Raw genomic sequence first — 13696 nt, forward strand, 5'->3', positions numbered from 1 at the left:
CCCGCTCTGCAGGCGACATCACCGGCTGAAACAAAGCCCCGGCTGGAAACTCCACCAGATCTGGCCCGGACTGCTCATCTGGATCACACCATCCGGAGCCTGGTACATCGTCCGCCCCGACCGGCAGTGACGGGTGGGTCGGTCAGGGATGGCAGGTCGGGTCGGTGGCGGGGAGGGTGCCGGTGGCCAGGTAGGCGTTGACCTCGGCGTCCACGCAGGCGTTGCCGTACTCGCCGTAGATCCCGTGGGCGGTGGCGCCGCGCAGGGTGAGCAGACGGGAGCCGGTCAGCGCCCGGTGCATGGCCCTGCTGCCCTCATAGGTGGTGGCGGTGTCGCCGGTGGCGGACACGATGAGAACGGGAGTGGGGTTGGCGATGCGCGTGGGGCGCTCGCGCGGCCGGCTCGGCCAGAAGGCGCAGGGCCAGATGTTGTTCTTGAGAGGGCCGAAGAGGGGGTGGCGCGCGCGGCTGCGCTGGACGTCGTTCCAGTAGACGTCGGGGTCGCGCGGCGCGGCGCGGTCGCCACAGGTGATCGCGGCGGTCGGACCGGCCAGCGGGGAACCGGCGCTGGTCAGCACGAACGCGAGGAGTTCGTCGAGTCGGGGGCCAGGGTCGGCCGGGCGGCGTTGCGCGGCCTCGTGCAGGGTCTGGACGGTGGAGGTGAACTCCGCACGGGCCGCGGGACGGTCGTCGCCGGAGCCGACGGACAGGAGGTACGGGACCAGCTGGTCGTCCACCTCGTACGGGCCGACGCTCAGCGGGCGGTCCTCCGCGGCGGTGAGGATCGCGTTCACCGTGGCGAGCACGCGGGCGGGGGTGGCGCCGAGGCGGTAGGCGCCGTGGCGTGCGGCAGCCCAGGCAGCCCAGCCGCGCAGCGCACGTTCCGCCTCGTCTTCGGTTCCCTGCGTCGCCCGGGGACCCCACTTGCGCGGGTCGCCCGCGCTGTCCAGGACCACGCGGTCGGTGCGGCCGGGGAACATCTGGGCGTAAACCGCGCCGAGGTAGCTGCCGTAGGAGTAGCCGAGGAACGAGATCCGGCGCTCCCCGAGGACGCGGCGCACGAGGTCGATGTCGCGGGCCGTGTCGCGCGTGTTGGCGTACGGAAGCACGTCGGCGTGGCTCCGGGCGCAGCGCTCGGCCAGGTCGCGCTGCACCGCCACCTGGTGATCGAACCGGGCACGGGTCGGACCGGCCGAGCGCAGCCACAGGCCGACGGGCCAGCCGCAGTCGAGCGGCGTGCTGCGCCCGACGAACCTGGGGTCCAGGCCGACGAGGTCGTAGCGCGCGGCGACGTCCTTCATGGCCGCGCGGGTCTGCAGGGGCATGGCCAGCGTGGGTTCGCCGGGGCCGCCGCTGTTGAGGACCATGGTGCCGATGCGGTGGGCGCGGTCGGTGGCAGGCAGGCGGGAGAGCGCGAGCTTGATGGTGCGGCCGCCGGGCCTGGAATGGTCGAGCGGGACGGTGATCTCCGCGCACCGCGCGCCTGCCCGGTCGAGCTCCTCGCCGACGGCGTCGTCCGGGCCCTGGGCACAGGGCTTCCACGCGAGCGGTGAGGGCCTGCCGCCGTCGGCTCCGGCCAAGGGCGCGACGGCGCCGGACAGAGCGATCAGGGCGAGCAGCGGGACCAGGCGTCCACCGGTCCGCACGAATGTCGACTTCATGATCACGGACGCTATTGCGGCCGGACGCCCGGCACTATACGGCTGGCTGCAGTCGCATTGGTGCAGCCCGCCGCAGTGCCCGGCGCGGACCGGGGGCGAATGATGATCTCAGCGGGGGCGGGGCGGGTGTTTGGCTATGAAGAGGCCCTCGGCCGACACGCAGGTCTCGCCGTTCGCCTTGATCTCGCCCGTCGTGCGGATCTTGCGGCCGTCCACCGACACCTGGCGGGCGGTGATCGTGAGCGGCTCGAAGAGCGGGGTCAGGTGGTGGTAGCGGATGGTCAGCTCGGCCGTCACTCCCGATGCGCCCGCCCAGCCGTTCGCCACGCCCAGGGTGTGGTCGAGCAGCAGTGCCGAGACGCCGCCGTGGACGCTGGACGGCGGCCCCTGGTAGGGCAGGCCCAGCGTCGTCTCCGCCTCGATGGTGCGGGAGTCCACCGCCGTGTAGTCGAGGGGCGGCGCGATCGGGTTCTCGGGGCCCGTGACCGGGTCGTGGCGCGTCATGCCGTCGCCGCGCCACATGTCGACCAGGCGGTCGTGCAGGGGCGGGGCCTTCGATTCGAGGTCGTCGGCCACGGCGTTCAGGTGGTCGGCGACGTCGGCCATGTCGGTGTCCGTCATGTCGCCGGCGCGGACGAGGGCGTCGATGACGCGGCGGGCCGCGTCCACGGCCGCGTCCACGCCCGCGGACCGGGTGTCCGAATGCAGGTCGATCGTCATCACGCCACCGGGTCGCGGGGCAGGCCGAGGATGCGCTCGCCGATGATGTTGAGCTGGACGTCCGTCGTGCCGCCCGCGATCGACATGTTCCGGGAGTTCAGGAACATCCAGGTCGGGTCCTGCATGCCGCCTTCGCCGCGTCCGGACAGGGCTTCGGGGCCGATCCAGTCCATGGCGGTCTCCCACACCTGCTGGATGTGCTCGACGCCGATCAGCTTGCCGATGCTCGACTCGGCGCCCGGCTGGCCGCCCGCGAGCGACCGCAACGTGCCGCGCAGGCCGAACAGGCTGCTCGACTGGGCGTCGCAGAGGATGCCGCCGAGGGTGGTCAGGCGCTCGTCGTCGGCGTCGGACACCAGCTGGAGGAGGGCCTCGCCGCCGCTGCCGAGGGACGAGTCGTTCGAGAGCGAGACGCGTTCGTTCGCGAGGGTCGTGCGGGCGAGCTTCCAGCCGTCGCCCGGCGCGGAGACGAGCAGGTCGTCGGGGATGAACACGCCGTCCAGGAACACCTCGTTGAATAGGGTGTCGCCGGTCAGCTCGCGGAGCGGGCGGATGTCGATGCCCTCGGACCTCATGTCCATGAGGAAGTACGACAGGCCCTTGTGCTTCGGGACGGACGGGTCGGTGCGCGCGAGCAGGATGCCCCAGTCGGCCTCGCGGGCCATGGACGTCCACACCTTCTGCCCGGTGATCTTCCAGCCGCCCTCGACCTTCTCCGCGCGGGTGGACAGCGCGGCGAGGTCGGAGCCCGCGCCCGGCTCGGAGAACAGCTGGCACCAGCGGATGTCGCCGCGGAGCGAGCCCGGCAGGAACCGCTCGTGCTGGGCGGGCGAGCCGTGCGCGATCAGCGTCGGCACCACCCAGTTGCCGATGATCATGTCGTGGGCGCGCAGGCCGGCGGCGCGCATCTCCTCGGCGATGACGAGCTGGGTGACGGCGTCCGCGCCCTTGCCCCAGGGGGCGGGGAGGTGCGGGGACGTGTAGCCGCGGTCCGCGAGGTAGGCGGCGCGCGCCTTGCCGTCCAGGGCCTTGGCCGGTTCGAGCTCCGCGCGAACGTCGGCGCGGATCTTCTCGGCCTCCGGCGGCAGTTCGACGCTCAGTTCGCGGCGGACGCCGTCCAGGGTGAGGCGCGCGACGCGGCGGCGCCACGACGCGGTGGAGCCGAGCAGGATGCGCAGGGTCTGCGTGCGGCGCAGGTACAGGCTGGCGTCGTGCTCCCAGGTGAAGCCGATGCCGCCGAGCGTCTGGACGCAGTCCTTCGCGGTCTGGAACGCGGCCTGGACGCTGGTCGCCCCGGCCACGGCGGCGGCGAGGGACGCCTCCCCCGGGCCGGTGCCGGGCTCCTGGGCGCGGGCGGCGTCCCAGGCGCAGGCGCGGGCCTGCTCGGCGTGGGCGAGCATCCGGGCGCAGCGGTGCTTGACGCCCTGGAACTGGCCGATCGGACGGCCGAACTGCTCGCGGACCTTGGCGTACTCGGCGGCGGTCACCGTCGCCCAGTCGGCCATGCCGGACGCCTCGGCGGCGAACAGCACCGCCGCGAGGTCGCGAACCGCCTGGGAGTCCAGGTTCAGGACCGAACCGGCGGGGACGGTCGCCTCGTCCAGCGCGACGGTGGCCAGGCGGCGGGTCAGGTCGTGGCTGGGCAGCTCGTCGGCGACGAACGCGTCTCGCGGCAGGACGAGCCAGGCCGTCCCGTCGCCGTCCTTCGCGGGGACGACGAAGACGTCCGCCAGCGCGCCGCCCAGCACCGGGCCGGAGACGCCCGTCACGGTGATGCCGGAGCCGGCACGGGAGAGGACGAGGCTCCCCGCGTCCAGTCCCACCGCGCCGATCGTCGTTCCGTCGGCCAGCGGCGGAAGGTGCTCGGAGTGCCTCGCGCGGTGCAGCACGGCGCTCGCCAGGACGGTCGGCAGGAACGGCCCCGGGGTCATGGCGCGCCCCAGTTCCTCAAGGACGACGGCCAGTTCGACCAGCCCGTAGCCCGCGCCGCCCGCGTCCTCCGGGAGGTGCAGGCCGAGCAGGCCCTGCCCGGCGAGTTCGTCCCAGAACGCCGGCGCCTTCTCCCGGTCGGCGTCCACGCTCGTGCGGACGACCGCCGGCGTCACCTGCCGGGACGTGAAGGCCCGCACGGCGTCGCGCAGGTCGCGGTGCTCCTCGGTCAGCCCGATGGTCATGCTCAGATCCGTTCGATGATGGTGGCCGTGGAGTGCGCGCCGCCCGCGCACATCGTGACGAGCGCGGTCGACTTGTCGGACCGTTCCAGCTCGTGCACGGCCTGCGTGATGAGGCGGGCGCCGGTCGACCCGACCGCGTGGCCGAGCGCGATGGCGCCGCCGTTGACGTTGACCTTGTCCATGTCCGCGTCCAGCACGGACGCCCACGACAGGACGACCGACGCGAACGCCTCGTTGATCTCGACGAGGTCGATGTCGGACAGCTTCATGCCCGCCCGTTCCAGGACGTGCCGCGTCGACTCGATCGGCCCGTCCAGGTGGTAGTACGGGTCGGACCCGACCATCCCGGACGCGACGATCCGGGCGCGCGGGCGGAGCCCGAGCTCCGCGGCCCGCTCGGCGGACATCAGCAGCACCGCGGCGGCGCCGTCGCTGATCTGGGACGAGTTGCCGGCGGTGTGGACGCCGTCCGGGATGACGGGCTTCAGCCCGGCGAGCGCCTCGGCGGTCGTGTCGCGCAGCCCCTGGTCGCGGGTGACGACGGCGACCTCCCCGGTCGGCCCCTCCCTGGTCATGACGGGCGCCTCGACCTCGAGGACCTGCCCGGCGAACCGGTCCTCCGCCCAGGCCGCCTTCGCCTTGGCCTGCGACGCGAGCCCGAGCGCGTCGGCGTCCGCGCGGGTGATGCCGCGCTTGCTCGCGATGCGCTCGGCGGCGGTGAACTGGTCGGGGTAGTCGAACACCCAGCCCTCGGGGAGGGGGCTGCCGGTCTCGGGGGTGAGCGCCTGCCCGAGGAACACCCGGCTCATCGCCTCGACGCCGCAGCCGATGCCGGTGTCGATCGTCCCGGACGCGATCAGCCCGGCGATCAGGTGCACGGCCTGCTGGGACGACCCGCACGCGCAGTCGATCGACGTGCACGCCGTCGTGTAGGGCAGGCCCGCATGCAGCCACGCGTTGCGGGTCACGTTGTTGGCCTGCTCGCCCGCCTGCGTGACGCACCCGCCGACGACCTGCCCGACCGTCGCCGCGTCGACGCCCGCGCGGTCGAGCAGCCCGCGCTGCGTCAACCCGAGCAGCTGGGCCGGGTGCAGCCCGGACAGGGCGCCGTAGCGCTTGCCGACCGGCGTCCGGACGGCGTCGACGATGACGGCCTCAGGCATGAGATGTCTCCTTGGTTCCGATCGGCCGCGGGGGCCGGGGTCGGGTCAGTTCTGCGTCAGGACGCGCTTGGCCCAGCGGTAGTCGGCTTTGCCGCTCGGGGAGCGGACGATCGCGTCCGTGAAGGTGACCACGGCGGGGATCTTGTAGCCGGCGAGGTGCTCGCGGCAGTGCGTCCGCAGGCCGTCGGTGGTGGCGGACGTGCCGGGCCGCAGTTCCACGACGGCGGCGACACGTTCGCCGAAGCGGTCGTCGGGGACGCCCGCGACCAGCGCGTCCATCACGGCGGGGTGCGACTTGAGGGCCTGCTCGACCTCCTCCGGGAACACCTTCTCGCCGCCGGTGTTGATGCAGCCGGAGCCGCGTCCGAGGACGACGACCGTGCCGTCCGCCTCGACGCGGGCCATGTCGCCGAGGATCGTCCAGCGCTTCCCGTCGATGACGGGGAACGTCTTCGCGGTCTTCTCCGGGTCGTTGTGGTAGCCGAGCGGGACGTTCCCGGAGCGGGCGACATATCCGACCTCGTCCGACCCGGGCGGCACCGGCTTCATGGTCGCGTCCACGACGGTGACGCGCGGGTCGGCGGCGAGGCGCATCAGGCCGTCCTCGCCGATGGCTATGGTGCCGTCCGCGCCCGACTCCGACGCGCCGAACGCGTTGTTCACGTGGATGCCGGGGAGCAGTTCGGCGAACTCCTCTTGCACGCTGCGGGACAGGATCGCGCCGCCCGACCCGAGCACCTTGACGGACGACAGGTCGTACTCGGCGCCGTGCGCGCGGATCGCGTCGGCGATCGGGCGCGCGATGGCGTCCCCCACCACCGAGAGGACCATCGGCTTCTCGCGGTCGATCGTGCGGAGCACGTCCAGCGCGTCGAAGCGGCGCATCAGGATCGTCTTGCAGCCGGTGAGCAGCGCCATGAACAGGTTGTAGGACGCGGCGCCGTGCATCAGCGGCATCGTCAGCATGTAGCTGAGCTCGAACCCGGTCGTGGCGCCCTCGACCAGTTCCTCGACGGTGCGGCGCGGTTCGCCGTAAGGGTTCCCGCCCTTGACGGCCGCCATGTAGAAGTCCTCGTGCCGCCAGACGACGCCCTTGGGGTTGCCCGTGGTCCCGCCCGTGTAGAGGACGTAGCGGTCGTCGGCGGTGCGCCCTTCACGGAGGGACGGGTCGGGCTCGCCGGGCTCGGAGGTGTAGTCGCCGACGCTGATCCCCGACGGCCACGACGGCTTCTCCGCCGTCTCCCCCGTCCGGACGACGGAGACGACGCGCAGTTCAGGGCAGTCGCCCGCGACCCGCGCGGCGGCCGGCGCGAACACGTCGTCGACGACCAGGCCGGTCAGCCCGGCGTTGGTGTAGAGGTAGCGGAGCTCGCCGTCGGTGTACCGGTAGTTGATGTTGATCGGCACGGCCCGGATCTTCAGGCAGCCGAGCAGCGTCTCGACGTACTCGGTGCCGTTCAGCATGTGGAGACCGACGTGCTCGCCCGGCGCGATGCCCGCCGCGCGCAGCCGGCGTCCCGCCGCGTCGGCGCGCGCGTCCAACTCGGCGAAGGTGAGCCGGCGGTCGCCGCAGACGAGGGCGAGGCGGTCGGGGACGGCCGCCGCCACGGCCTCGTACAGGGTCGCCAGGTTCAGCGTCATACCGGGAATATTAGAATTCATTCTCGTTCTGGGCCAACGGAAGTCCCACTCAGTGGTCTTCCCGCTGGCGGGCATGAGCGGCACCCGCTCAGCGGGACGTGACCGCGGGCAGAAGTAGAATTCGTACTAGTCTCCGAGCGGCAACCGAACACACCGACCCGGAGGCTTCGATGAACGCTGACCTCTCCCTGGCGGGCCGCACCGCCATCGTCACCGGCGCGGGCGCCGGGCTTGGCCGCACCGAGGCCCTCGCCCTCGCGGCCCAGGGCGCCGACGTCGTCGTCAACGACATGGGCCCGGCCGCCGACGACGTCGTCGCCGAGATCAAGCAGGCCGGCGGCCAGGCCCTCGCGGTGAAGGGGGACGTCGGCGACTGGTCGCTCGGTGACACGCTGGTGTCGGCGGCCGTCGACACGTTCGGCTCGCTGGACATCGTGGTGAACAACGCGGGCGTGCTGCGCGACAAGATGCTGTTCAACCTGTCCGAGTCGGACTGGGACGACGTCATCCACGTCCACCTGAAGGGGCACGCGTCGGTGTCCCGCGCCGCCGCCGTGCACTGGCGCGCCGCGAGCAAGGCCGCCGGCGGCCCCGTCTACGGACGCGTGGTCAACACCAGTTCGGAGGCGTTCCTCTTCGGCTCCGCGGGCCAGCCGAACTACTCCGCGGCCAAGGCCGGCATCGTGGCGCTCACGCTGTCGACGTCCGCCGGGCTCGGCCGGTACGGGGTGCGCGCCAACGCGATCTGCCCCCGCGCCCGCACCGCGATGACCGAGGCGAGCTTCGCCGAAGGCACCGCCCCGGGCGGCGTCGACGCGATGGCGCCCGAACGGGTCGGAACGTTCGTGGCCTACCTGGCCTCCCCCGCCGCGGAGAAGATCTCCGGCCAGGTGTTCGTCGTCTACGGCGACATGGTCGCGCTGATGGCCGCGCCGACCGTGGAGCACAAGTTCACGGCGGCCGAGGGCGTCTTCTCCGTCGACGAGTTCGGCGCGCAGGTCACGCCCTACTTCGAGGAGCGCGACGCGCAGCGGACCTACGCCGCCTACAGCGTCGCCGCCCTCGACAACACCGGTACCAGTAAGTACTGATCCAGGACCCGCCGCCGGCCGCCCCCGTGGCGCGAAGGGGCGGCCGGCGGCGTCCACCGGGCCTCCCGGGCGCTCAGAAGTGGGACGCGTCGCGGAGGGTGGCCTCGGCGCCGCCGTCCACGTAGATGATCTGGCCGGTCATGTGGGTGTTGACCGGGGAGATCAGCCAGCGCAGCGCCTCGGCGATCACCTCCGCCTCGGCGAAGCCGTTCAGCGGCATCGGGACGGCCTCCTTCATGATCTGGAGCATGCCCTCGTCCTCGAACAGCGGGGCGCTCATCGGGGTCTTGACGACGCCCGGCGCGATCGCGTTCAGCGGGATGCCCGCGCCCGCCCACTCGGGGGTGGTGCAGACGCGCCGCAGCCACTGGGCGAGCGCCGACTTCGAGGACGGGTACAGCCGGCCCCCGAACCCGCTCTCCTCGACCTTCGTCGCCGCCGCGATCGCCGCCGGCTCGTCGAGCTCGAGGCAGGCGCGGACGACGTCGTCGTCCACCGGGTGGGTGCCGGAGATCGAGCCGACGACGGCGGCGCGCGGCGCCTGCGCCGCGGCGAGGGCGGGACGCAGCCCCTCCAGCAGCCCGACGGCGCCGAAGAAGTTCACCTTGACCGGCATGATCGTGAAGTCGGAGACGCCGGCGCAGGCCACGACGGCGTCGAGCCGCCCGCCCGCCTTCTCCAGCGTCTCCGCGACCGCGCCCGCCCGGCCCTCGGGGACGCTGAGGTCGGCGCAGACGTCCGCGCCGCGCAGGTCGATCCCGATGACGGTGTCGCCCTGCTCGCGCAGCAGCCCGGTGAGGGCCTTGCCGATGCCGGACGCGGAACCGCTGACGGCGATGGTGCGTGCCATGTCTGTCTCCTAGGTGTGTGCGCCGCCGTCGACACGGAAGTCGGCGCCGGTGTAGTAGGCCGCGTCGGACGACCCGGCGAACGCGATCGCCGCGGCGATCATCTCCGGGTCGGCGGCGCCGTAGTAGGACCGGATCTTGGAGAAGTAGTTCAGGTCGAGGCCGGGCGGGAACATGTCGGCGTTCCGGACCAGCGGGGTGTCGACGGCGCCCGGCGAGATCGGCACGACGCGGATGCGGCGGGCGGCCAGCTCGGCGGCGAGGCTGAGGGAGAACGCCAGGACCGCGCCCTTGGACGCCGAGTACGCCGTCATGTACGGGTTGCCCTGCGTCGCCGACAGCGAGGCCGTGTTGACGATCACGCCGGTGCGGTCGGGAAGGTGCTTGAGCGACTCGCGGCAGAACAGGGCGGTTCCGACGAGGTTGACGGAGAACAGCCGGTTCAGGTCGTCCACCGTCAGGGTCTCGATCGGGGTGGTCTTGTGGACGCCCGCCACGTTCACGAGGACGTCGATGCCGCCGAGCGTCTCGGCCGCGTCCGCGACCGCGGCGATCACGGCGGGCTCGTCGGTCACGTCGGCCGGGCGGGTGGTGATCGTGCCGGGACCGGTGACCGCCTCGGCCGTCTCGGCGAGGCCCTTCTCGGAGAGGTCCACGGCGTAGACCGCGGCGCCCTCGGTGGTGAGGCGGATCGCCGTGGCCCGTCCGATGCCGGACGCGGCCCCGGTGAGCAGCACTCTCACGCCGTCATAGCGATTCATGGCGGCACGGTAGCGGCGGCCCCGGGACGACCGTCCCGGCCGTCCCGATCACTGGGAGGCGTTGGAGCGGGGCGCCAGCAGGAGCCGGCACGCGAGCCGGATGTCGCTCTCGACGTCCGCCATGGAGGCGCGGCCGTTCAGGCTCGACTGGAGCACCCCGTACCAGCACTGCATCAGCAGCCGGACGAGCGTGACGTCCTGCGCGGTCGGAACCTCGATGCCCACGGCGCGCAGCAGGATCTCCCGGAACGTGTTGTCGATGTGGACGGTGTCGGCGACGGTCGCGACGTGCGCGGTGTTCGACGCGTGCAGCATCGACGCCGACAGGACGGGCTGGGCCATCAGGTTCCGGCTGGCCTGCACCAGCATGTCGGCGACCGCGTCCTCGGGCGCGACGCCGGGAGCCGGCTCGGACACCTGCTCGCGGAGCCGGTCGACCTGCGCCGCCATCACCGCGGTGAACAGGTGCACCTTCGACGGGAAGTACCGGTACAGGGTGCCGATCGCGACCCCGGCGGCCTTCGCCACCTCGTGCATCTGGACGCGTTCGAGGGACTTCTCGGTGCCGATGCGCGACGCGGCGCGGAGGATGCGCTGCCGCCGGTCGTGCTGCTCGGGCGAGCTGGGCTCGGCGGACGGCCTCGCCGCTGCGATCCTCGCCACGGCCCTCCCTCCGGGTCCATCGGTGCGCTGACCGGTGCGCCGACGCTGACCGGTGTGCCGACAAGGAACAATATCCAGTTTCCCGGCCGTCGCCGCGATCAGCGATACCGGTCAGTGGGACGGGAGGTCCCGCGGCCGCGCGGGCCGCGTCTACCGTGAGCGCCGCGCTGGATATTGCGGGCTGGAGGGGACGTCACGTGGGAAAATGGGACGACGAGTACGACGTGGTGGTGGCCGGTTCCGGCGCCGGGGCGATGGCGGGCGCGCTCGCGGCGGCGTCCGCCGGGCTGCGGACCCTGGTCCTGGAGAAGACGCGCGTCCTCGGCGGGACGTCCGCGTACTCGGGTGCGGCGGTCTGGCTGCCGGGCACGCGGGTGCAGGAGCGGGCCGGGATCGGCGACTCGACCGAGTCGGCGCGCACGTACCTGCGGGCGCTGATCGGGGACGACGGCGCGGCGCACCGCGAGGCGTTCCTGTCGACGGCGCCCGAGCTGGTGGAGTTCCTGGAGCGGGACCCGGCGATCGAGTTCCGGTTCCAGGCGTTTCCCGACTACTTCCCCGCGCCCGGACGCATGGACATGGGGCGTTCGTTCGTCCCGCTGGAGCTGCCCCTTGAGCGGCTCGGCGAGGAGCTGGCGGGGCTCGTCCGGCCGCCGGTCGACCGTGACCGGGCGGGGCGGGGCCATTCGGCGAAGCCGATGGCGCAGGGGCGGGCGCTGATCGGGCGGCTGCTGCTGGCGTTCACCGCGACCGGGAACGGGTTCGTCCGGACAGAGACCCCGCTGACCGACCTGGTCGTGGAGGACGGGCGGGTCGTCGGCGTGCAGGCCGGTTCCGTCCGGCTGCGGGCTCCGCGCGGCGTGCTGCTGGCCGCCGGCGGGTTCGAGTCGTCGGCTCCGCTGCGGGCGTCGCGTGCCGTGCCCGGCGGCGCGGACTGGACGATGGCACCGGACGGCGCGAACACCGGCGACGCGATCGAGGCGGCGGTGCGGATCGGCGCGTCCACCGGGCTGCTGGACCAGGCGTGGTTCTGCCCCGGGCTGCTGACGGCGGACGGGCGGCCCGCGTTCACGCTCGGGTTCCGGGGCGGGCTCATCGTGGACGGGTCGGGGCGGCGCTTCGCGAACGAGTCGCTGCCCTACGACCAGATGGGCCGGCGCATGGCCGGTGCCCAGGGACCGTTCCACCTGGTCTGGGATTCGCGGGCGGGCGGGCTGCCGGCGATCTCCGTCCCGCCGCTGACGACGGACGAGCAGGTCGCCGCGGGCCGCTGGGTCCAGGCCGGGTCCCTGGACGAGCTGGCCGGGAGGATCGGCCTCTCCCCGCAGGCCCTGGGCGAGACCGTCGGCCGGTTCAACGGCTTCGCCGAGAACGGCGTGGACGGCGACTTCCACCGCGGCGAGGACCCCTACGACCGGTACTTCTCCGGCGGCAGACCGTGCGTCGTCGCCGTCGACCGGGCCCCGTACTTCGCGGCGGAGGTCGTCCTGAGCGACCTCGGGACGAAGGGCGGGCTGCGCACCGACCCCGACGCCCGCGTCCTGGACGGCTCGGACCGTCCGATCCCCGGCCTCTACGCCGCGGGCAACACCAGTGCCTCGTTCACCGGACCCGTCTACCCGGGTCCGGGCATTCCGATCGGGTCGGCCATGGCGTTCGCCTACCGCGCCGTCCAGGACATCAGGAGGAACCACACGTGAGATCAATGGCACGGGTCGCCGTCGCGGCCGTCACCTGCGCCGCGGCGGCCGGGATCGCCGCCGTCCCCGCGCAGGCCGCCCCGGCCCAGCGCGGCAAGCTGCTCAGCAGCAGCCCGCTGACGAACCTGGCGGCGCTGCCGAGCGCGTCCGCCAACCGGTTCGTCACCTACGTCTCCGAGGGCGTGGGCGGGAAGCGGATCACGGTTTCGGGCACGGTCGCCGTCCCGAAGGGCACGCCGCCGCCCGGCGGCTGGCCGGTGCTGAGCTGGGCCCACGGGACGACCGGGACCGCCGACATCTGCGCCCCGTCCGCCGACGCCGAGGGCGGCCCGGTCCGCGACTCCCTGGCGATCACCGAGTCGTACCTGGACAAGTGGGTCGCGAACGGCTACGCCGTCGTCCAGACCGACTACGAGGGCCTCGGCACCCCCGGCGGGCACCCGTACATGAACGGCGTCAGCGAGGCGAACACCATCGTCGACATCGTCCGCGCCGCCCGCAAGGCCGACAACCGCATCGGGCGCGACTGGTTCGTCGCCGGTCACAGCCAGGGCGGCCAGGCGACGCTCTACGCGGCGGCGGCCGCGGAGAAGCCGAAGGACGTCCGGCTGCGCGGCGCCGTGGCGATCGCGCCCGGCTCGAACATGGCCGTGACCGCGCAGTACGTCAAGGCGCAGTACCCGGGCGCCGAACTCGGGCTGCCGTTCCTGTTCGTCCTGCTCAACGGTCTCCAGGCCGCCGACCCGACGTTCGTCCCCGAGGACCTGCTGACGGACGACGCCGCCGCCGTCGCCAAGGCCGGCCGGACGGACGCGTGCCTGTTCCAGCTCAAGCAGCTCAGCAAGGGTCTGCAGCTGAACAACGTGTTCCGCCCCGACGCCGACCTGACCCGGTTCGAGGACTACTACAACTCGCAGGAGGCGCTCGGGCTGAACATCAAGGTCCCGACGCTGGTCGCCCAGGGCACCGCCGACCGTGAGGTCGCCCCCGCCGCGACGCAGAACGTCGTGAACGACCTCTGCAAGCGCTACGGGAACATCGCCTACAGCCCGTTCGACGGCGCCGACCACCGGGGTGCCATCCCCGCCTCGTTCGACGCGTCCCTGCGGTTCGTCCAGTCCATCCGCAACGGCGAGGCACCGCCCACCACCTGCTGACGGCGGCTCGTTGACATGCGGCGAGTCGTCGTTATCCGGCTACTCATAGCGACGACTCGCCGCAACTCAACGAGAGGGAAAGCTCGCGCGGCCCGGCCCGCCTGGTAACACGCTGGTC

Annotated in this window: 11 protein-coding genes; 3 read left to right on the plus strand and 8 right to left on the minus strand. The window is 72.8% G+C overall.

The window, feature by feature from the left end; all coding sequences use genetic code 11:
- Positions 1–142: 142 nt before the first annotated feature.
- The 5 genes from SM418_RS32355 to SM418_RS32375 form a co-directional block, all read right to left on the minus strand.
- Complete coding sequence (locus SM418_RS32355) at positions 143–1660, minus strand: alpha/beta hydrolase (protein WP_371945365.1); 1518 nt, start codon at positions 1658–1660, stop codon at positions 143–145.
- Positions 1661–1768: 108 nt separating this feature from the next.
- On the minus strand, positions 1769–2380 hold the full coding sequence (locus SM418_RS32360) for a PaaI family thioesterase (RefSeq protein WP_371945363.1): 612 nt from the start codon (positions 2378–2380) through the stop codon (positions 1769–1771).
- Entirely contained in the window at positions 2380–4554 is a 2175-nt protein-coding gene (locus tag SM418_RS32365; RefSeq protein ID WP_371945361.1) for an acyl-CoA dehydrogenase family protein, read from the minus strand. The genes SM418_RS32360 and SM418_RS32365 overlap by 1 nt, the downstream gene beginning before the upstream one ends.
- 2 nt (positions 4555–4556) lie before the next feature.
- Positions 4557–5717, minus strand: coding sequence for a steroid 3-ketoacyl-CoA thiolase (locus SM418_RS32370; RefSeq protein WP_371945359.1), 1161 nt, complete (start codon positions 5715–5717; stop codon positions 4557–4559).
- Positions 5718–5762: 45 nt separating this feature from the next.
- On the minus strand, positions 5763–7358 hold the full coding sequence (locus SM418_RS32375; RefSeq protein ID WP_371945357.1) for an acyl-CoA synthetase: 1596 nt from the start codon (positions 7356–7358) through the stop codon (positions 5763–5765).
- Positions 7359–7528: 170 nt separating this feature from the next.
- Here SM418_RS32375 and SM418_RS32380 point away from each other — a divergent pair, with 170 nt between their 5' ends.
- Positions 7529–8449, plus strand: coding sequence for an SDR family NAD(P)-dependent oxidoreductase (locus SM418_RS32380; RefSeq protein WP_371945355.1), 921 nt, complete (start codon positions 7529–7531; stop codon positions 8447–8449).
- Positions 8450–8522: 73 nt separating this feature from the next.
- Here the strand turns inward: SM418_RS32380 and SM418_RS32385 are convergent, their stop codons facing one another.
- The 3 genes from SM418_RS32385 to SM418_RS32395 are packed head-to-tail and all read right to left on the minus strand — an operon-like array spanning position 8523 to position 10721.
- Entirely contained in the window at positions 8523–9299 is a 777-nt protein-coding gene (locus tag SM418_RS32385; RefSeq protein WP_371945353.1) for an SDR family oxidoreductase, read from the minus strand.
- Between the two features lie 9 nt (positions 9300–9308).
- Entirely contained in the window at positions 9309–10058 is a 750-nt protein-coding gene (locus SM418_RS32390) for an SDR family NAD(P)-dependent oxidoreductase (protein ID WP_371945351.1), read from the minus strand.
- A gap of 48 nt (positions 10059–10106) precedes the next feature.
- The gene (locus SM418_RS32395) at positions 10107–10721 is read right to left on the minus strand and encodes a TetR/AcrR family transcriptional regulator (protein ID WP_371945349.1); all 615 of its coding nucleotides are present in this window, start codon (positions 10719–10721) and stop codon (positions 10107–10109) included.
- Positions 10722–10918: 197 nt separating this feature from the next.
- On the opposite strand from SM418_RS32395, the gene SM418_RS32400 reads away from it, so the two are divergent.
- Both SM418_RS32400 and SM418_RS32405 read left to right on the plus strand, forming a co-directional pair.
- Complete coding sequence (locus SM418_RS32400) at positions 10919–12421, plus strand: FAD-dependent oxidoreductase (protein WP_371945347.1); 1503 nt, start codon at positions 10919–10921, stop codon at positions 12419–12421.
- A gap of 5 nt (positions 12422–12426) precedes the next feature.
- Positions 12427–13578 carry an alpha/beta hydrolase family protein gene (locus SM418_RS32405; RefSeq protein ID WP_371945369.1) on the plus strand — a complete coding sequence of 384 codons (1152 nt, stop codon included), beginning with the start codon at positions 12427–12429 and terminating at the stop codon, positions 13576–13578.
- The last annotated feature ends 118 nt before the right edge of the window (positions 13579–13696 follow it).

Origin of the sequence: Actinomadura chokoriensis (assembly GCF_041463665.1) — a bacterium.
Taxonomy (GTDB): Bacteria; Actinomycetota; Actinomycetes; order Streptosporangiales; family Streptosporangiaceae; genus Spirillospora; species Spirillospora chokoriensis_A.